Raw genomic sequence first — 19,623 nt, 5'->3', positions numbered from 1 at the left:
GTGACAGTCATTTCGCCAAAGACCGCCTCCGCAAGCCGCTCCGCCGGCATCCCCGCTCTCCTGAAAACGGCCTTCGTCAACGCGTTGATCGCGCTGGTGCTGTTCTCGCTGATGGTCGGAATCCGCACCGAAGCGGGCTCCGACGGCCAGCTCACCTATTGGACGCGCTTCGGCGACGTCGCAGCCCTCGTCGCCGCGGTATTCGGCGGCTCGATCGTGATCGAGCTGTTGCGACAGTGGATCGGCCCGGCGGGCACCGAGAAGCTGATTCCGCCCGCGGTGCAAACCGGCATGTCCTTCATCGGCCGCTACCTCGCGCCGGCTCTGCTGATATTCACGCTGCTGGTGCCCGTGATCTTCTACGACCAGCGCTACATCCTCGACCTCGCGATCCTCGTCCTTACCTATGTGATGCTGGGCTGGGGGCTCAATGTGGTGGTCGGGCTCGCCGGCCTGCTCGATCTCGGCTACGTCGCGTTCTACGCGGTGGGCGCCTATTCCTACGCGCTGCTTGCCACCAATTTCGGCTGGTCGTTCTGGGTCTGCCTGCCGCTCGCGGGTATCCTGGCTGCGTTCTGGGGCGTGCTGCTGGGCTTTCCCGTGCTGCGCCTGCGCGGCGACTATCTCGCCATCGTGACGCTCGCCTTCGGCGAGATCATCCGTCTCGTCATCATCAACTGGCAGGAACTGACCGGCGGGCCCAACGGCGTCTCCAGCATTCCGCGTCCCTCCTTTTTCGGCATTCCGCTCGACAACAGCGATAGCGGGCTCGCCGCGAGACTCGGCATCGAATACTCGCCGACCCATCGCATCGTGTTCCTGTTCTATCTGATCCTGGCGCTGGCGCTGCTCACCAACTGGGTGACGATCCGCCTGCGCCGCCTGCCGATCGGGCGCGCCTGGGAAGCCCTGCGCGAGGACGAAGTTGCCTGCCGCGCGCTCGGCATCAACACCACGACGACGAAGCTCACGGCGTTCGCGACCGGCGCGATGTTCGGCGGCTTCGCCGGTGCGTTCTTCGCTACGCGCCAGGGCTTCATCAGCCCGGAATCCTTCACCTTCCAGGAATCGGCGCTGGTGCTCGCCATCGTCGTGCTCGGCGGCATGGGCTCGCAGCTCGGCGTGGCACTCGCCGCACTCGCCATGATCGGCGGCTTCGAGCTGTTCCGCAGCCTCGAGACCTACCGCATGCTGGTGTTCGGCATGGCCATGGTGCTGATCATGATCTGGCGACCGCGCGGCCTGATCGGCCATCGCGCGCCGACCGTGTATCTGACCAAGGCGCAGGCGATCTCCTCCGACCTCGTCAAGGAAGGGCACGGATGAGCGGCGACAAGATGAGCGACAAGATTCTTGCCGTCGACCGGCTGACCATGCGCTTCGGCGGCATCGTCGCCGTACAGGACCTGTCGTTGGCGGCCGAGCGCAACAAGATCACCGCGCTGATCGGACCGAACGGCGCCGGCAAGACCACCGTCTTCAACTGCATCACCGGCTTCTACAAGCCGAGCGGCGGCACCATCCGCCTCACCCATGACGACGGCGCGACGATCGCGCTGGAGCGGCTGAACGATTTCCGAATCGCCAAGCAGGCCAAGGTCGCCCGCACCTTCCAGAACATCCGCCTGTTTCCCGGCATGACCGCGCTGGAAAACCTGATGGTGGCGCAGCACAACGCGCTGATGCGCGCCTCCGGCTTCACCTTTCTCGGCCTGATCGGCGCGCCGGTGTACCGCGACGCCGAGAAGCACGCGATCGATCTTGCCACCGACTGGCTCAAGCGGATCAATCTGCTCGACCGTGCCGACGACGCGGCCGGCAATCTCGCCTATGGCGACCAGCGCCGGCTCGAGATCGCGCGCGCGATGTGTACCGAACCTGCGCTCCTGTGCCTGGACGAGCCCGCCGCCGGCCTCAACGCGCGCGAGAGCGCCGCCCTGAGCGAGCTGCTGCTCTCGATCCGCAACGAGCTCGGCACCTCGATCCTGCTGATCGAGCACGACATGTCGGTGGTGATGGAAATCTCCGACCACATCGTGGTGATGGACCATGGCGTCAAGATCGCGGAAGGATCACCCCGCGCGGTCCGCGACGATCCCAAGGTGATCGCCGCCTATCTCGGCACCGACGAGGACGAAGCCGTGGCCGTGATGGAGGGCGGGTCATGACGTCGTCGCCCAACCCCCTGCTCGCGATCCGGTCCTTGCGCGCCGCCTACGGCAAGATCGAGGCGCTGAAGGGCGTCGACGTCGAGATCAATGCCGGCGAGATCGTGGCGCTGATCGGCGCCAACGGCGCCGGCAAGTCGACGCTGATGATGACGATCTTCGGCAAGCCGCGCGCCCGCTCGGGGCAGATCCTGTACGAAGGCCGCGACATCACCGACGTTCCGACCCACGAGATCGCGCATTTGCGCATCGCGCAATCGCCGGAAGGCCGCCGCATCTTCCCGCGCATGAGCGTGGCGGAGAACCTCCAGATGGGGGCGGACGCCACCGAATGCACCAATGCCGAACGCGAGGCGACGCTGGCGCGCGTGTTCTCGCTGTTTCCACGGCTGAAGGAACGCTATGCCCAGCGCGGCGGAACGCTGTCCGGCGGCGAGCAGCAGATGCTGGCGATCGGCCGCGCCCTGATGAGCCGTCCCCGCCTGCTCCTGCTCGACGAGCCCTCGCTCGGGCTGGCGCCGCTGATCGCCCGCCAGATTTTCGACGCGATCCGCACCCTGAACCGGCAGGACGGCCTGACCGTGCTGATCGTCGAGCAGAACGCCAATCACGCGCTCAAGCTCGCCCATCGCGGCTATGTCATGGTCAACGGCCTGATCACGCTGGCGGGGACCGGCGCCGAGTTGTTGCAGCGCCCCGAAATTCGCGCCGCCTATCTGGAAGGCGGCCGGCACGGCTGAGCGGCCCAAAGCCGGATCAAGTGCGGCCGAATGTGGCGAGATATCTCCGCCAATGCCCGTATTTTGCCGGTGACTTCTCACCGAATTCATTCAAGAATGGCGCCGGTTTGGACCGGGCGCACCCGGCAACTCCCACAGGCGACCATCCGCGAGGTATCTCATGAAATCACTGAAGCTCATCGGTCTGGCATTCGGCGCGTCGCTCGCGCTCTCGAGCGCGGCGTTCGCGCAGGATGTCACCGTCGCAGTCGCAGGCCCGATGACCGGCGGCGAGTCCGCCTTCGGCCGCCAGATGAAGAACGGCGCCGAGATGGCCGTCGCCGACATCAACGCGGCCGGCGGTGTCAACGGCAAGAAGCTCGCGCTCTCCGTCGAGGACGATGCCTGCGATCCCAAACAGGCCCGCTCTGTCGCCGAGAAGATCGCCAGCGCGAAGATGCCGTTCGTCGCCGGGCACTATTGCTCGTCGTCGTCGATTCCCGCCTCGGAAGCCTATGCCGACGGCAACGTGCTCCAGATCACCCCCGCCTCCACCAACCCGAAGTTCACCGACAGCGGATTGTGGAACGTGGCGCGGGTGTGCGGCCGCGACGATCAGCAGGGCCTGGTCGCGGCGCAGTACATTGCCAAGAACTTCAAGGGCAAGAACATCGCGATCCTCAACGACAAGACCACCTACGGCAAGGGTCTTGCCGACGAGACCAAGAAGGCGCTCAACAAGGCCGGCATCACCGAGAAGATGTACGAGTCCTACAACAAGGGCGACAAGGACTTCAACGCGATCGTCTCGCGCCTGAAGCGCGATAACATCGACCTCGTCTATGTCGGCGGCTACCATCAGGAGAGCGGCCTGATCCTGCGTCAGATGCGCGACCAGGGCCTCAAGACGATCCTGATGGCCGGCGACGCGCTCGCCGACAAGGAGTACGCCTCCATCACCGGCCCCGCCGGCGAAGGCACGCTGTTCACCTTCGGCCCCGATCCGCGCAACAAGCCGACCGCGAAGAAGATCGTCGACGCCTTCAAGGCCAAGAACATCGACCCCGAAGGCTATACGCTCTACACCTACGCGGCGATGCAGGTCTGGTCGCAGGCGGCCAAGAAGGCCGGCACCACCGACGCCAAGAAGGTTATGGCGGCGATCAAGGCCGGCAAGTGGGACACCGTGATCGGCCCGATCGAGTACGACGCCAAGGGCGACATCAAGCAGCTCGACTACGTCGTCTACAAGTGGGACGCCAAGGGCGGCTACGCCGAGATCAAGGGCAACGGGACCTGAGGCAGCCAGGCTGACCTTTTAGCCCGACCAACCAACGCCCCGGCTCGCCGGGGCGTTTCGTTTGACGGCAGCGTCAGACGGCAGCCGACAGTTCCCCACCCGCCGCAGCCTGCGCCTTCCGTAGCGCTTGCAGCAGATCGCTCGGCCGAAACGGCTTTTGCAGGCAGACGACCCCGCCCAGATCGGGCGCCTCGCCCACGAAATCCAGCGCGGTCATGCCGGAGACAGCCACGATCGGAAACCCCGGAACACGCTCCCGAATGGTTGCCATGACATCGACGCCGCTGGTCTCGGCCAGGAAAATGTCGACAATCGCTGCGTCGAAAGCGCTCTCGCTAAACGCCCTCAACCCTTCCGCACCGCTCTCGGCCTCGACTACGTCATAATGGTTGACCCGAAGCACCATCGCGACCATGGCACGGACGCCCTTCTGGTCGTCGACAACGAGGACACGAGGCATGGGAACAACTCCCGAATTCGTATCATTAATTGGTTCAATACACTGCAGAAGAGCGGCAAGGCAGTATGAGTTCGTCCGGTAAATCACCCCTTACCAGATACCTGTTCCGCGTTCCCCTCCAAGTTAAGTAAGCTGTAACCCTCGGTTGAGTCGCAAGCGCTTTCTGTCAGGATGCGCGCCCGGAACAGGCTACCATGACGGAAGCTGCTGTCCCGGACGGAAGAGATTGACGTACGAGGTCACCATGCCGGCTTACGAGAGATCAACGTGCTAGCCCCCGCCGACCGGAGCACCTTCCTTTCGACCTTGCCGGCCACGCAGAGCGATCGCACGGCGGCCCTGGCGATCGTCGGCATCTCCGCGATCCTGTTTGCGCTAGCCGTGCCGTTTGCAGGTACGCCGCTGGCGCAGGTACCGGCGTTCGTGGCGAGCTACCAGTCGGCGCTCGCGGTCAGCGACATCATCACCGCCGTTCTGCTGCTGTCGCAGTTCGCCATGCTGCGCAGCCGTGCGCTGTTGCTGCTGGCGACCGGCTACCTATTCACGGCGGCGGCCGCGGCGACGCACGCCTTCACCTTCCCCGGGCTGTTTGCCCCGGCCGGACTGCTCGGTGCCGGCTCGCAAACCACCGTCTGGCTTTACATGATCTGGCATGGCGGCTTCCCGCTGTTCGTGCTGGCTTACGGCTGGCTGAAGGACGGCAATGGCGGGAACAGGATCGCTGGCTCGACGGCATCCGCGGTCACACTTTCCGTCGCCGGCGTGCTCGCTGCGATGACCGTGTTCGGCTGGCTCGTGACTGCGCAGCACGGCCTGCTGCCGGTCCTGCTGAAGGATGGCCACTACACCACCACCATGATCGGCGTGGTCTCGTTCGTCTGGTCCCTGAGCTTCGCGGCGCTGATCACGCTGTGGTTCCGCAGGCCGCACACCGTGATCGACGTCTGGCTCATGGTCACGATGTGCGCCTGGCTGTTCGACATCGCACTGTCGGCAATCGTCAACGTCGCCCGCTACGATCTCGGCTTCTACGCCGGCCGCCTTTACGGCCTTTGCGCTGCGAGCTTCGTGCTTGCCGTCCTGCTGATCGAGAACGTCCGCCTCCAGGCGCACACGATCGGCCTGGTCGGCAGATTGCGGCAGCAATCGGCCTCGGATCGCGACTTCTACGGCAAGCGCCTGGCGCTTTACGGCGCCGTGGTCGAGTCCTCCAACGATGCCATCATCACCGAGTCGCTCGACGGCGTCATCACGGGCTGGAACAAGGCTGCCGAGCATCTGTTCGGCTATTCCGCCGCCGAGGCCGTAGGCCAGTCGATCTACCTCGTCGTGCCGCCAGACCGGAAAGCTGAAGCCAGGGGCATCCTCAACCGCATCAGCGGCAACGAGTCGATCGCCCAGCACGAAACCGTCCGCATTCGCAAGGACGGACGTCAAATCGACGTCGTCCTGAACGTCTCGCCCCTGAGATCGGACAGCGGCGAGATCATCGGCGCCTCCAAGATCGCCCATGACATCACCGAGGAGAAACAAGCCAGGGAGAAGCTGCGCCGCGAGACCGAAGAGCGCCGGCGCATCTTCGAGACCTCGCAGGATCTGATCCTGGTCACCGACGGTTTTGGCAATTTCATCCAGGTCAGCCCCAGCGTGAAGGACATTCTCGGCTATAGCCCGGACGACATGATCGGACACAGCGCGACCGAGTTCATTCACCCCGACGATCTCGACAAGACACGCAACGAGATGCGTGCGGCGCGGCGTGGCGCGGTCAAGCGCAGCTTCGAGGCACGCTACTATCACGACGACGGTCACGAGGTCACGCTGAACTGGATGGGCACCTGGTCGGAGCCGGTGAAGCGCCATTTCTTCATCGGCCGCGATCTGACCGACAAGCAGGCCGCCGAGGCCCAATTTCGACAAGTCCAGAAGATGGACTCGATCGGCCAATTGACCGGCGGCGTCGCCCACGATTTCAACAACGTGCTGACCGTCATCACCGGCACGATCGGCATTCTGTCGGACGCCGTGGCCGACCGCCCCGAACTCGCCGCCATCACCAAGCTGATCGACGACGCCGCCGAGCGCGGCGCGCAACTGACCAAGCACCTGCTCGCCTTTGCCCGCAAGCAGCCGCTTCAGCCGCGCGAGATCGACGTCAACGCGCTGACGCTCGAGGCTGCCAAGCTGTTGCATCCGACCCTCGGCGAGCAGATCACCATCATGCCGCAACTCACCGAGGATGCCTGGCCGGCCCTGATCGACCCCGGCCAGCTCTCGACCGCGATCCTCAATCTCGCGCTGAATGCGCGCGACGCCATGCCCGGCGGCGGCACCCTGGTGCTGGAGACCCGCAACGTCTTCCTCGACGACGGCTATGCCAGCATGAATCCCGACGTGGTCGCCGGCAATTACGTGATGATCGCGGTCAGCGACACCGGCACGGGCATTCCGCCTGACCTGATCGACCGGGTGTTCGATCCCTTCTTCACGACCAAGGAAGTCGGCAAGGGGACCGGCCTCGGACTCAGCATGGTGTTCGGCTTCGTCAAGCAGTCGGGGGGCCACGTCAAGATCTACAGCGAAGAAGACCACGGCACGAGCGTGAAGATCTACCTGCCACGCTCGAGCGGCGTGCAGGAGACCGAGTACGAGGCGCTTCAGAACGTGCCCATCACTGGCGGCGACGAGAGAATCCTCATCGTCGAGGACGACGCGCTGGTGCGGCAGTACGTCATGACCCAGGTCAAGAGCCTCGGCTATACCGCGCTGGAAGCGGCCAACGCAGCCGAAGCTCTCGTCATCATCGACGCCGACGAGGACATCGACCTGCTCTTCACCGACATCATCATGCCCGGCAACATGAATGGCCGGCAGCTCGCCGACGAGGCGGCACGGCGGCGCCCCGACCTGAAGACGCTGTTCACCTCGGGCTACACCGAAAACGCCATCGTCCATCACGGCCGGCTCGATTCCGGCGTGCTGCTGCTGGCCAAGCCCTACCGCAAGTCCGAGCTCGCTAGGATGCTCAGAACGGCGCTGGCGAGTTGAGCCCGCGGCATCGGTGCGCTATCGCTGACGGCTGCAGCGCATGGAGTGCCGGCCTTGAAAAATCTGCTCACCGATATCGCCGGCGTCCGCGTCGGCCATGCCCATGATGCGAAGCTCGCTTCGGGCACGACCGCGATCATTTTCGACCAGCCGGCGGTCGCGGCAATCGACGTGCGCGGCGGCGGCCCCGGCACGCGCGAGGACGCGATGCTCGACCTTGCCAGCACGGTCGAACGCGTTGACGCGATTGCGCTGTCCGGCGGCTCCGCTTTCGGCATCGATGCCGGCGGCGGCATCCAGGCCTGGCTTGCCGAGCAAGGCCGCGGCTTTCGGATCCGCGAGGCGGTGATCCCGATCGTGCCGGGCGCGATCGTGTTCGACCTGCTCAATGGCGGCGACAAGAATTGGGGACGCTTTGCGCCCTATCGCGACCTCGGCTACGCCGCGGCAGTGGCCGCTGGCGACGATTTCGCGCTGGGCAGCGTCGGCGCGGGCCTGGGGGCCACCACCGCGACCTTCAAGGGCGGGCTCGGCTCGGCGTCGGCCGTGCTGGCCAACGGCATCAAGGTCGCCGCAATCATCGTCGTCAACGCCGTCGGCAGCGCAACCGTCGGCGAAGGGCCGTGGTTCTGGGCGGCGCCGTTCGAAGACAACGGCGAGTTCGGCGGGCGCGGCCTGCCGCCCAAATTCACGCAGGACATGCTGGCGATGCGCATCAAGGGCGGCCCGGCCGCGAGCGCGCGCGAAAACACCACGATCGGCCTCGTCGTTACCGATGCCACGCTGACCAAGGCGCAGGCCAAGCGGCTTGCGATGATCGCGCATACAGGATTTGCCCGCGCGATCTATCCGGTGCATGCACCGACCGACGGAGATGTGCTGTTCGCTGCCGCGACCTGCGAGAAACCGGTCGAGCCGCTGGTCGGTCTCACCGAGCTCGGCACGGTCGCCGCCAACGTGGTTGCGCGCGCGATCGCACGCGGCGTCTACAACGCGACGGCCCTGCCGTTCCCCGGTGCGTTGCCGGCGTGGACAGATCGGTTTGGATAGCTTCGTGACCAATCAGTCCGAGGACGTTCCAAGGCTTTCGACATCGTGCGCACGGCCGTGGTGGCCGATGAGCACAATTGACCACACGCCCGGTCCGCGTCGCGCTTAGTGTCCATTTCGAAGCGGGACAGCCTGCCAGGGGACGCCGGATAATGTCATGCGCGACGTCTTCCGCGCGATATCGAGACGGAGAGAAGATGTTGATCGAGGTCAGGACGGCCGGCACCACCAGCGGCGAGCAGTCATTCGCCGAGGTCAAGGCCGAGGTGCACGCCGCGCTGGACCAGTACGGAGACCGCCTCAGGCGGATCGATGTACACCTCAGCGACGCCGCCGGTCGCAAGAGCGGCCACGACGACAAGAGCTGCATGATCGAGGCGCGCCGCGACGGCTGCGAGCCGATCGTGGTGACGCATCTGGATAGCACCATGGAAAAGGCGATTCACGGCGCTATTCACGACTTGAAAAGATCGGTGCAAAGCGCGCTCGGAAAAGAAGCCGCCAGGGATCAACGACGGGATCATCACTAGAGTGTGATGTGGATAAGTGTGCTGCCGCTTTCCAGAAAGCTCGTGTTCAAACGTCAACCTGAACGCGATGAAAACCAATCCCGATCCTGTGCTGAGGACTCGAAGAGGGGCGCGTCAGACGGGTCGGCTCACCACACGAACAGGTTGTAGAATGCCGCTGCCCATGCGGCAAACGCGACCAGGAGCAATCCCGGGATGACGCGAAGGGCAAACGAAACTCCGCCGCTCGAAGCCGCAAGGACCATCTTGCTGACCGTGTTGGTCGAAAGTCCGGCAAGGATCGGTAAGACAGCATCATTCGGCGTGAGCTTTCCCGATGCAACGAGCGAAGCAACGGAGATCGCGGCAGAGTGTGTGTCTGCGAGGCCGGCGACAGCAGCGCCAATCATGACGCCGTTTTCACCAAACGCGTCCCGAAGCGCCGCGCAAGCCAGGAGGATGACCGACAACGTCAAGGCGAACACAAACGCGGTTGAAATGCTGAACGCGCGTCCTGTTTGCAGGTCGACCTCCGCCGTCTGTCGAAATGCAAGAGCGGTGAAGAACGCCCCGTAAAGCGAGGCCGCCAACCCCGCACACGCAAGTGGAACAGCGAGCGCGAGAAGGGTCGCCGTGCTCGTGGCGGCAAGAACGAGCGCCATCTGGACGATTGTAGCGATCGACGACAGTACAGCACCCGCGACCGCGGCGGGCTGCGTATCCTTCGCCTTCGCCACGCGTGCACCCATCGCGGCAATGGTCGCGGTGCTCGAAATGAAGCCCGAGGCGAGACCGGCGATCGGAAGCCCAAACCGGTTGCCGAGCAGGCGGACGGCAACATACCCCACCGCACTGATCGCCATGATCAGGACGACGATCAGCCAGATCGCATGCGGATTGAGAGACCCGTAAGGTCCCATCTGTCGATCCGGTACGAGCGGAAGAACAACGAGTGTTGCTGCTGCAAAAGTCAGGGCGTCCTGAAGTTCATTTTCGTTGAGAATGGACCTGACGAACCGGTGAAGCCGAGACTTTGCAGCGAGGAGGACGACGACGACGACCCCGAGGCCGCCAGCAAGGGCGGGGAGTTGCATCGAAAGTCCACCGAGCAGAACGGTTACTGTCAATGCGATCTCGGTCGTAAGCCCGGGATCGTCTTCATGGCCGCGCCAATAAGCGACCGCGACCAAAGCGATGACACCCGCGGTCACAATTGAAAACAAGATCTGACCGCCAGCCGCGAAGCTGACGGCGCCGGCAAGAGACGCGGTTGCGAAAGTGCGTATTCCGGCCGGTGAACGCGCTGGACCGAATCCCTTGCGGCGTTCCCGCTCGACGCCGATCAACAGACCGATCCCGAGCGCAACCGCCAGGTTCAGGACTACAGGCTCGATCAGGGGCATCCGACGTCAGCTCGGGCGGCAGGCCAACTGCGCGTATCGCACAGCGTGTCCTCCAGGTAGAACGTGTTGATGGGAACAAGCAGGATTACGGTGAGAGGCGCGTTCGAACTGCGTCGTAATCTGAGACCCGAAATGCCAAGCAAACAACTCATGGAGCTTCTCATCAGGCCGGTCCGAAATCTCCCGACTTTCTCTCGCAACATCGGCAGCCTCGGTATCAGCCTGCGAGCTGACGAAACATAAAACCATCTCGTCGGGGCGTCCCACACATAATAGGCGCGGTACTGCTCAACTGGTATCCCCTGTGACATAGCTCGCCTCCCAATGCCGTTGGGGTCGTTGCAACTCACGCGACGCCGGGACGAGCATCGCGCGCTTGAGCGAATCAGGTTTGATGGAAATCAAACACAGCGTCAGGCCCTCTTCGAAATTCGACGCTGTCCAAGACCTTGCCCGAGGAAGCGGCGCATCTGCCCTGGCAACAGAAAGCGTCGTTTGCGCTGGCGCGGATGACGCGACGGCAATCAACAGCAGTCCGCAAATTAGATTGAACGACAAGGTTCTATTGACCATCAACTGCCGCTCCAATGAATTTTATTTCCGGCTGTCAGTCACTCCACACGTCCGATCATACATGCTGGCGTCGCAGATGCTCTGGTCAATACTGCTCACCATTGCTTGAAGTATTCGCAGCCAGCCCCGAAACGATCCAGACTCCGGCGAGTAGTCGATGCGAAGCGCACAAGGCACGCAGCGTCGCTGCAATACCTGACGCTTAGGCACCTTCTCGGAATCACGAGAAGGTCTATTCCGGAGCAATCCTATGAAGACCAGGCTCATCGTACTCGGAGCTATCGCGGCCAGCTTGTTGACCAGCGCGGTCATGGCGCAAACACCGGCCACGACAACACGGCCCGAAGCCAACTCAGCCAGCGTAACACAGCCCTACAAGGGACAGTGGTGGGTTTCCAAGATGATCGGTCTCGACGTCTACAACCAGAACAACGAAAAGCTCGGCGACATCTCCGAAGTGCTGACCGATCCAACCGGCAAGATCCAGACCGCGATCCTCGGTGTCGGAGGATTTCTCGGCCTCGGCGAGCGTATGGTGGCGGTCAGCTTCGATCAGCTGAAGTTCGTCAACCAGCCTATCGAAGCGAAAATGGCATCGAGCACGCAGACGTCGACGGCTTCAACGAAGCCTGCGGAGACCGCTCCTCAGGCAACGACGGGCGCCGCGACCACCACGCGGCCGGTCCAAAGCGCCAACGAGCAATGGTATCCGGATCATGCGGTGATCAACCTCACCGCCGATCAGGTCAAAGCGCTTCCGCAGTTCGGCTACAACTGATTGCCGCGCTCATCTCGACCGGTTGCACGTACGCGCTGGCCAAGGGCTGCGGCCCCGCCAGCGCGGCCTACCAATATCAACTCGGGCTCGGTGATCGCGGCAGCACACGCGATGCATCATCATTCAAACGTCTTCCAAAGGAGCACGCCATGCGAAAGACACCAATTCTCTTGACAACTGCAGTCTTGTTGATCGGTACGGCGCTTACGGGATCGGCGGGCGCGCGGGACCGCTCGGATCGGCCGGAATTGACGGCGAGCCAGATGACCGACCAGGCAGCCGCCCGCGCTGCTCAACTCAAGGCGGACCTGCGCCTTACCCCCGAGCAGGACAAGAACTGGCCAGCTTTCGAGGCGGCCGTCGTGGAAACGTGGAAGAACCAGGCTGAACAGCGCCTCGCCTGGCGAAACGCGCACGCCAAGCAGCCGGACAACGTCGATCTGATTGACGGCATGCGCAAGGAAGCCGATGAGCAGATCGACCGATCAAACGCGCAAAAGAAGCTCGCGGATGCCGCTCAGCCGCTCTACAACAGCCTCGACGATCCGCAAAAGCGGCGCTTTGCCGCCGCACTGTATCGCCGAGACTAATGGCGTCGATCCAATGCGTGTGAATCACGCATCACTCTTCGCTCACGCCCGTGGGCTCAGACACTCATCGACATCGAAGAGGACGTAGACCCCGACGAGCCCTGCGACTGGCTTTGCATCATCTTGGCGAACAAGTCGTAGGGCGAGGTGCCGGTGGCTGACGCGCCGGGGACCGTCGTCGACATCTTGAAGCCGTCGGCATAGGTGACGGTGGTGGTGGTCGAGCCGTCGGCGGCGGTCGTCGTGGTCGATGTCGACCCGCCGCTCGACGACGACGAAGAATCCGATCCATCGCCCGAACCGCTGGCGCCCTGCGCGTGGTGACCGTGATGGCCGCTCTTCAGCGCCTTCGACATCTCGTCCAGGCTGATGCTGCCGTCGGAGTTCGAGTCCATTTTCGAGAAGACGTCGTCGGCCTTCGCGAGGTTGGTGCCGCCGGCTCCCAGCGCGTTCTCGAACTCGGATTTGGTGATCTTGCCGTCGCCGTCGCCATCGATCTGCGAGAACAGGTCCTTCAGCGCCGCATCCCGGCTGGTCGATGTCGAGGAGGTCGAGCTGGATGAGGTCGAGCTGGCGGTACTGTTCGTGCTGGTGGACGACTGGCTTTGCGCGGCGAACAGCGCGTTCATCGTCTCCGGAGATATCTGCGGAGTTTTGCCCGCATTGACCGACGAGGTCGCGCCGGTCGTCGTGTTGCTATCGCTGTCGATCGCGAACGGATCGGTCGCCGTCTTTTGCGAAGAGCCCGCCTTCTGCGTCGAAGAGGACGATTTCGAGTTCGTCAGCGACTGGATCGCGTCGAGCGCGCTCGATACGGCACCAAGGGCGAACAACATTGCACAACTCCAACCGATGCGGCACGCCGCAGCCAATGTTCTGGCGGTGAAGTCAGCAAGCGTCGTGCCAGCGCGAAAAGCTCAATGAAATCCGCCTTCACTGCGCCCCGGACGGCCCGGAAACACCGGCAATTCGTGCCGGGCGCGGCAGAAATTTCCGCCCACAGGAAGCTCACCGCCCCTGCATTGCCCGGCTGAGAGGCCCATGTTAGGCGAGCATCATCTTTCACGGCCGCCACGGGACACCGCGCCATGACCCAAGCCTTCGCCCCCCGCCCCTGGCCATCGCGCCCTCGATCCTGGCCTCCGACTTCTCCAAGCTCGGCGAAGAGGTCCGGGCGGTGGACGCCGCCGGCGCCGACTGGATCCATCTCGACGTGATGGACGGGCATTTCGTTCCGAACATCTCCTACGGCCCCGACGTCATCAAGGCGATGCGCCCGCACACCAAGAAGATCTTCGACGCGCATCTGATGATCTCGCCCTGCGACCCCTATCTCGAGGCCTTTGCGAAAGCCGGCTGCGACCACATCACCGTGCATGCGGAGGCCGGTCCCCATCTGCACCGTTCGCTCCAGGCCATCCGTGCCCTCGGCAAGAAGGCCGGCGTCTCGCTCAACCCGGGCACGCCGATCAGCGTGCTCGAATACGTCATCGACCTCGTCGACCTCGTGCTGGTGATGTCGGTCAATCCCGGTTTCGGCGGCCAGGCCTTCATTCCCTCCGCGATCGGCAAGATCCGCGACATCCGCGCGATGACAGCGGGACGTCCGATCGACATCGAGGTCGATGGCGGTGTCGGCCCCGACGTCGCCGGCCCCCTCGCCGCGGCCGGCGCCAACGCCTTCGTCGCCGGCACCTCCGTGTTCAAGGGCGGCACGCAGGAGGCCTACAAGACCAACATCGCGGCGATCCGGAGCGCAGCGCTGGAGGCCCGCGGCGAAGCGATCTGAGCCGCGTCAGGCGACATCAGCTCCCGCAAAACTGCGGCTCCTACGGGAGTTGCGGGGCGCAATGCCTAAAATTGCAACCAAGGTCCGTACTCCTCCGGGCTTCCCTGATTCGCGCAAATCACCGTTAGTGATTCCTGCCTGTTTTCGCGGGAGCACATCATGACGACGACCCTGGTTTGGACTGGCGTGGCGTTGTGGATCGGTTTCAGTGCGTTTGTTGTGTTTGGCCCATCGGCCGGACCGATACAGGTCCCGGCACGTTCGGCGCGTCACATCCCTCGCCATCGGATCTGACACCGTGCAGATCGTACTCGTGAAGCGTCAACCGAAGCGCCGGTGTCGCATCCCGCGGCGTCCGCATCCGAGCCTCGACGATTTTTTCGGCCGGCTCGAACGCACCGAAGGCGAGATGCGCGACGATCCCGGAGCCGAGACGGCGGACCTGGATTACCCGTTCCGGTCATCGCGCCGGCATTGAAATTCTTGATTGGACCAAGACTGATGAAACCGCATTGCCCGAACTGCCTGAAGGAAATGACCAAGGCATCCGCGTCGCGTAACCTATTCAACTGCGAGCCCTGCCGCGAGATCATCCAGTATTTCGGCGGCAGCGCGGACCACGGCGAGCCCGGCCCCCAGTTCTCCTGGCCCATCCGCCGCAAGCGCTCCGTCTACACCGCTCACGCGGCCTGAGCCCACCTATCCCCACACCACGCCCGCGTCTGGCCTGGCCGCAGCCATTCGCTGCGGCCGCACCACGGTGACGGTGCAGGTCGCCTCTGCAGCCACCTTGGCCGAGACGCTGCCCAGCCAGGTACGCCTGAACGAGTTTTGCCGGGCACCGATGATGAGATGGTCGACCGAGTTCATCTCGGCGAATTCCAGCAGCGCCGTGGCGGGATCGACCGCCTCAAGCACGTGAACGGACAACCGGCTCTCATCCAGCTTCAAGGGCGTCGCCCAGTGCCGGAGCGCAACGAGCCGGTCGATGTGCTTGTTGGAGCCTTGCTCATCCAGCGCCTTGTCGATGGCGATACGGTTGAGCTTCAGCACGTTGACACAGGCAAGCCGCGCTGACGGAAGCGTTGCGAGGATCCGCTCCGTGGTCACGCGCAATGCCTCGTTCAGCTCCGGCTCACCTTCCACCGTGTCGAGCGCGACCGCGAGGATCGGGCTCGACGCGATTTGTTCGGCGACATCCGACTTGGCCCGCGGCTGCATGACGCCCTGGTTGAAGCGACGGCGCCACGCCACGCTCCAGGGATCGCGCTTCATCCGTTCCGAACGCGCCGTCAGCCTGACCTGGTTCGGATGGGCCAGATCGAAAGCGAGCTGGGACGCGGTCGGGTAGCGCCGGACAGGCTCGATCTCCAGACACCGCAGCACCACCTCCTGCAGCCAGGGCGGATAATCCGCACGCAATTTGCGCGGTGGATGCGGATCGCGCCACAGCCTGCGCCGCATCGCGCGCAGCGTCTCGCCCTCTCCGAACGGCCGCTCGCCGGTCGTGAAGAAGTAGAGCAGCACGCCGAGCGAGAACAGATCGCTGCGCGGATCGTCGCGCAAGCCGAGCAGCCGTTCCGGCGCCATATAGGGCGCGGTGCCGTAAGGCAGCCGGAACTCCTCCTGCAACAAATCCGGCAGATGGTTGTGGTGTGACAGGCCATAGTCGATCAGCACCGCTTCGCCGCTATCGCGGAACATGATGCTGCTCGGCTTGATGTCGTGATGGATCACGTTCTGCCGGTGCAGATCGGCCAGCGCGGCCGCAATCTTCGACACCAGCAACCGCGCCTCCTCGTAAGGCAGCGGCAAATCCGGCAACCGCTTGTAGAGCGTGATGCCCGGAATGCGCTCGATCACGGCATAGGCCTGGTGCGCGAAATCGCCGGTGCCGAAGCAGGCCGGGACGTGCGGCCCGGCGAGCCGCGGCAGGATCATCATCTCCATCTCGAAGGAGACGATCGCGGCGGGGTCCTCGCCCTCCGACACCCGCGGGATCTTCATCAGCAGCGGCACGTCGATGCCGGGATGGGTGACGGTCCACAGCGTCGCCATGCCGCCGGCATGGACGCATTCGCCGATGGTGTAGCCGTCGATCACCGCGCCTGATTTGACCAGCGGTTTTGGCATCGGCCTCTAGCGCCCCTGCGACAGGCGGTCGGCGAGCCAGGGCGGCAGGCCGTTCTCGCGGATCTTGTTCGCAGCGCTAGCGATATCATAGGGCGCGCGGCAAAAGGTGATCTCGCATGACTCCGTGTCGAACAGCACGAAGGCCGCGGACGGATCGCCGTCGCGGGGCTGGCCGACCGAGCCGAGCACCGCCAGCCATTGCCGCCCGCGCAGGAGCTGCACGGGAACGTCGGTCTTCGGCACGAAGCTCGTCATCTTCGCCGTCACCGACATCGAATAGAGCGCGGGGCGATGGACGTGGCCGCAGAAGGTGACATGGGCGGGGGTCGAGATCAGGCTCTTGGCCGCGTCGGCGGTGGCACGGACATAGTGCCAGCGCGTCGGCTGTGAAGCCTCCGCGTGGACGTAAAGGCGCTCCTTCTCGTCCACAATCATCGGCAGCTCTGCCAGAAAGCGCCGCTGTGCGACGTCGAGCCGCCCGCGGGTCCATTCGATCGCGATCTGCGCCTCGGCATTCATGGTCTCGGTAGTGGTGTTGACGGCTTCATCATGATTGCCGCGCACGGCGACGGCCCCCTGGGCCGCCAGCTCCATCGCGGTATCCACGACCCATTCGGGATCCGCGCCATAGCCGACGAAATCACCGAGCAGGACGAACCGCTCCGCGCCCTTCGCACGCGCCGCCTTCAGGCACGCCTCGAACGCCTGCCGGTTGCCGTGGATATCCGAGAAAACAGCGAGAAGCACGCACCCTCCACCCTCAAACTCTTATTGGAAGCCGATAAGGCCGAATTGAGGGAGGTCAACAGGATGCGCCAGCGCGGGACGGTTTACCAGCGCAGCTCCGCGGGGATGGTGAAGAGGCTATTGCTCGTCCTTTGGCGGCATCCGGGGCGGCGGCAGTGGCGTGAACAGGGCGCCTTGCGCGCCGGCCGGCGGCGCAATGAATTCACCGGTCGAGGAATCGCCGCCGGTCGTCTCCATGATCGTCTTCGGCGTCACGTATTCCCGGACCATGTCGATCAGGCTGCCGTCACCGCCGCCGAAATCGGCGGCGCGCCCGCCTTGCGGATGCCCCAGCGCGATTTCGTTCTGCGCTGCGTGGGTCTTGTCGGCCAGCCTGTCTTCGAAGGGCACGCGGAAGGCCCGGGGGATGCCACTCGGGCGATTGTCCTCGTCGAGCTGCTCGACCCAGAGATAGATCGAGCCGGGGTCGCCCTCCAGCGAATGCGGCTCGACGATGCGCGCCTGGAGCAGCTTGAAGGACGTGGGCAGCCGGTCAGCGCTGGCCCAGCCGAGCAGTCCGCGCATTTCCGTGAAGCTGACGACATAGAAGGCGCTGGTCACGACCACCGCCACCGCCTTCAGCGACCAGTGCAGCCGCGCATAGACCAGAACGACCAGCAGCAGCGTGCCGATCACGGCGTAGGCCACCGACAGCGTGAGGATGACCGTCTGCAGATTAGTCACGGCGCACCCTCGCAGCGTTCTTGCTCACACCGGTACTCGGGTCGAGATCGGCGCCGTTGCGCCAGCTGCTACGGAACGTCTCCAGCAGCGATTTCGGCCGCTGGTCCACATTGACCACCTTGCCTTCGGCATCGAGCCGGAATCGCACCGCCGTCTTCTCGTGGCCGGTGTGATCGAGTGTGAATTTGTTGTCGAAGACCACCTGCGCGGTCGGATTGAGCTTCTGCACCTTCACATTCGCCGTCACGGGCTCGCCGGTCGTTGCGGCGAAATGCGAGACGTTGACGGTGTATTCCCCGGGGACGATGCCGCGCACGGTGACGATCTCCTCGCGGATCGGCGAGGCGATCTTCTTGCCATTGACCATGATGAAATCGTTGGCGCCGCCGCGGTCGTCGCGGTCGAGCGTCAGGAAGCCGGCCTCGCGGTGGCGATACCAGGCGATGTTGCCGGCGGGATCCTGCACGAACAGGTCGAGATCGTCGGGGTGGCTGTCCGGCCAGTCCAGCGTGATCATGAACTCCGCCTTGGAGTCGATCTTGCCTTCCTTGGCATCCGGCGAGACCGCGAGCAGCGCCAGGAAGAACAGGAACGCGATCACCTGGAGCGCCTTGAACAGCATCACGCCCAGCGGATCGAACGACTCCTCGCGCGGATAGAGACCAAAGTCGTCCATCATGACGAGGTTCCAGCGCCTTTGATCCCTGCGCCTTTGAGTTCAACGCCTTTGAATTCAACGCCTTTGAATTCAACGCCTTGGCGCTCCAGCACCGGCGTCACATAGGTCTCGGTCAGCACCACCGCGTCCGAGAACACCCGCTGGGTCGCGGCATCCAGCATGTAGTACTGGATGCGGACCAGGATCGAGCCGACCAGGCCCGCCAGCGTCGTGTACATCGCGACCGCCATGCCGTCGCTCATCAGCCCCATCGACGAGCGCATCGCGACCTTGTCGGCGGCATCGAGCCCCGCGATCGGCGCCAGCATGATGATGAAGCCGACAATGGTGCCGAGCAATCCGAGCTTCATCAGCGTGTCCGAGACGAACGCACCGAAACCGTTGGAGCCCCTCAGGCGGTCGGCGAGTGTCCTCAGCAAGAGCGTCTGGTCGACCCGCCGATAGTCCTGCGCGGCGGCCTTGGTCACCAGGCTCTCGATGTGGTCCCGCACCAGCCCGCGCGGCAGCGTCGCCGCGCTCGCCTCCAGCGCCTTGCCGCCTCCGGGCGCCGCGAGCACCGCGCGGCAGCGCCGCGCCGCCGCGCCTTCACGGGCGATCGCCCGCGTGCGCAGGAAGCAGTGACCACAGGTCAGAACATAGAGCAGCGCGATCACGCTGGAGATGTAGGTGCGGTCCGAGGTCAGCATCAGACGGATCAGGCCGAACCGCCACAGCAACACGACGGCGAAGACCGATAGCCCGGTGAAGATCATCCAGAACAGCAGCGCACTGCGCTCGGACGGGTCGGCAGCAGAGCCCGCGATCGGCCCAATCGTCATCGAACTCATGCTGCACTGCTCCTGGCTTGCAGGGACTGGCTTGCAAGGAATGCCCTGCAACGCGTCCTCGCCGATTAGATCAAAGCCGCCGCGCCCCGTCCAAAGAGCCATGCCCAATCCGGCTTGGGAAATTTGC

General features: G+C 64.2%; 20 protein-coding genes. 11 read left to right on the top strand and 9 right to left on the bottom strand.

The genetic code is table 11. The annotated features are described in order from the left end of the window. The 4 genes from livM to F8237_RS27935 all read left to right on the top strand — a co-directional run bounded on the left by livM (nt 1) and on the right by F8237_RS27935 (nt 4,187). Complete coding sequence (gene livM, locus F8237_RS27950) at nt 1–1,326, top strand: high-affinity branched-chain amino acid ABC transporter permease LivM (RefSeq protein WP_151649424.1); 1,326 nt, start codon at nt 1–3, stop codon at nt 1,324–1,326. After that, nucleotides 1,323–2,168 (top strand): ABC transporter ATP-binding protein, encoded by an 846-nt coding sequence (locus F8237_RS27945; RefSeq protein WP_151649423.1) that lies wholly within the window; start codon nt 1,323–1,325, stop codon nt 2,166–2,168. Before livM ends, F8237_RS27945 begins: the two co-directional genes overlap by 4 nt. After that, entirely contained in the window at nt 2,165–2,908 is a 744-nt protein-coding gene (locus tag F8237_RS27940) for an ABC transporter ATP-binding protein (RefSeq protein ID WP_151649422.1), read from the top strand. The genes F8237_RS27945 and F8237_RS27940 overlap by 4 nt, the downstream gene beginning before the upstream one ends. A 160-nt stretch (nt 2,909–3,068) precedes the next feature. After that, nucleotides 3,069–4,187 (top strand): branched-chain amino acid ABC transporter substrate-binding protein, encoded by a 1,119-nt coding sequence (locus F8237_RS27935; protein ID WP_008137550.1) that lies wholly within the window; start codon nt 3,069–3,071, stop codon nt 4,185–4,187. Nucleotides 4,188–4,260: 73 nt separating this feature from the next. On the opposite strand, the gene F8237_RS27930 is transcribed toward F8237_RS27935, so the two are convergent. Then, nucleotides 4,261–4,647, bottom strand: a complete 387-nt coding sequence (locus F8237_RS27930) for a response regulator (RefSeq protein ID WP_151649421.1) — start codon at nt 4,645–4,647, stop codon at nt 4,261–4,263. Nucleotides 4,648–4,914: 267 nt separating this feature from the next. Between F8237_RS27930 and F8237_RS27925 the strand changes: the two genes are divergently transcribed. From F8237_RS27925 to F8237_RS27915, 3 genes are all read left to right on the top strand, one after another. Continuing rightward, entirely contained in the window at nt 4,915–7,695 is a 2,781-nt protein-coding gene (locus F8237_RS27925) for a PAS domain S-box protein (RefSeq protein WP_201280161.1), read from the top strand. 54 nt (nt 7,696–7,749) lie between these two features. Beyond that, nucleotides 7,750–8,745, top strand: a complete 996-nt coding sequence (locus F8237_RS27920) for a P1 family peptidase (RefSeq protein WP_151649419.1) — start codon at nt 7,750–7,752, stop codon at nt 8,743–8,745. A 197-nt stretch (nt 8,746–8,942) separates the two neighbouring features. Continuing rightward, nucleotides 8,943–9,275, top strand: a complete 333-nt coding sequence (locus tag F8237_RS27915; protein WP_151649418.1) for a hypothetical protein — start codon at nt 8,943–8,945, stop codon at nt 9,273–9,275. Between the two features lie 128 nt (nt 9,276–9,403). Here the strand turns inward: F8237_RS27915 and F8237_RS27910 are convergent, their stop codons facing one another. Both F8237_RS27910 and F8237_RS27905 read right to left on the bottom strand, forming a co-directional pair. Further along, complete coding sequence (locus tag F8237_RS27910; RefSeq protein WP_151649417.1) at nt 9,404–10,657, bottom strand: MgtC/SapB family protein; 1,254 nt, start codon at nt 10,655–10,657, stop codon at nt 9,404–9,406. A 288-nt stretch (nt 10,658–10,945) separates the two neighbouring features. Further along, nucleotides 10,946–11,230: a hypothetical protein gene (locus F8237_RS27905; RefSeq protein WP_151649416.1), complete on the bottom strand. Its 285-nt coding sequence runs from the start codon at nt 11,228–11,230 to the stop codon at nt 10,946–10,948. A 250-nt stretch (nt 11,231–11,480) separates the two neighbouring features. Between F8237_RS27905 and F8237_RS27900 the strand changes: the two genes are divergently transcribed. Both F8237_RS27900 and F8237_RS27895 read left to right on the top strand, forming a co-directional pair. Further along, nucleotides 11,481–12,008, top strand: coding sequence for a PRC-barrel domain-containing protein (locus F8237_RS27900; RefSeq protein WP_151649415.1), 528 nt, complete (start codon nt 11,481–11,483; stop codon nt 12,006–12,008). A gap of 263 nt (nt 12,009–12,271) precedes the next feature. Then, nucleotides 12,272–12,598, top strand: coding sequence for a Spy/CpxP family protein refolding chaperone (locus tag F8237_RS27895; RefSeq protein WP_244625988.1), 327 nt, complete (start codon nt 12,272–12,274; stop codon nt 12,596–12,598). A gap of 56 nt (nt 12,599–12,654) precedes the next feature. On the opposite strand, the gene F8237_RS27890 is transcribed toward F8237_RS27895, so the two are convergent. Then, nucleotides 12,655–13,434, bottom strand: coding sequence for an EF-hand domain-containing protein (locus F8237_RS27890; protein WP_151649414.1), 780 nt, complete (start codon nt 13,432–13,434; stop codon nt 12,655–12,657). A gap of 221 nt (nt 13,435–13,655) precedes the next feature. Here F8237_RS27890 and rpe point away from each other — a divergent pair, with 221 nt between their 5' ends. Together rpe and F8237_RS27875 are read left to right on the top strand one after the other, a co-directional pair. Next, nucleotides 13,656–14,387, top strand: coding sequence for a ribulose-phosphate 3-epimerase (rpe, locus tag F8237_RS27885; protein WP_151649413.1), 732 nt, complete (start codon nt 13,656–13,658; stop codon nt 14,385–14,387). 501 nt (nt 14,388–14,888) lie between these two features. Next, nucleotides 14,889–15,080, top strand: coding sequence for a hypothetical protein (locus tag F8237_RS27875; RefSeq protein ID WP_151649411.1), 192 nt, complete (start codon nt 14,889–14,891; stop codon nt 15,078–15,080). A gap of 6 nt (nt 15,081–15,086) precedes the next feature. On the opposite strand, the gene F8237_RS27870 is transcribed toward F8237_RS27875, so the two are convergent. The 5 genes from F8237_RS27870 to F8237_RS27850 all read right to left on the bottom strand — a co-directional run bounded on the left by F8237_RS27870 (nt 15,087) and on the right by F8237_RS27850 (nt 19,496). Next, complete coding sequence (locus tag F8237_RS27870; RefSeq protein ID WP_151649410.1) at nt 15,087–16,520, bottom strand: serine/threonine protein kinase; 1,434 nt, start codon at nt 16,518–16,520, stop codon at nt 15,087–15,089. A 6-nt stretch (nt 16,521–16,526) separates the two neighbouring features. Continuing rightward, nucleotides 16,527–17,267: a metallophosphoesterase family protein gene (locus tag F8237_RS27865; protein WP_151649409.1), complete on the bottom strand. Its 741-nt coding sequence runs from the start codon at nt 17,265–17,267 to the stop codon at nt 16,527–16,529. A gap of 117 nt (nt 17,268–17,384) precedes the next feature. Beyond that, entirely contained in the window at nt 17,385–17,990 is a 606-nt protein-coding gene (locus F8237_RS27860; RefSeq protein WP_151649408.1) for a hypothetical protein, read from the bottom strand. Beyond that, nucleotides 17,983–18,669 carry a hypothetical protein gene (locus F8237_RS27855; protein ID WP_151649407.1) on the bottom strand — a complete coding sequence of 229 codons (687 nt, stop codon included), beginning with the start codon at nt 18,667–18,669 and terminating at the stop codon, nt 17,983–17,985. Before F8237_RS27855 ends, F8237_RS27860 begins: the two co-directional genes overlap by 8 nt. Beyond that, on the bottom strand, nt 18,666–19,496 hold the full coding sequence (locus F8237_RS27850) for a MotA/TolQ/ExbB proton channel family protein (RefSeq protein WP_151649406.1): 831 nt from the start codon (nt 19,494–19,496) through the stop codon (nt 18,666–18,668). Before F8237_RS27850 ends, F8237_RS27855 begins: the two co-directional genes overlap by 4 nt. Nucleotides 19,497–19,623 lie beyond the last annotated feature (127 nt).

The organism is Bradyrhizobium betae, from assembly GCF_008932115.1.
Lineage (GTDB): Bacteria > Pseudomonadota > Alphaproteobacteria > Rhizobiales > Xanthobacteraceae > Bradyrhizobium > Bradyrhizobium betae.
This window is presented reverse-complemented; position numbering and strand designations above follow the sequence as displayed.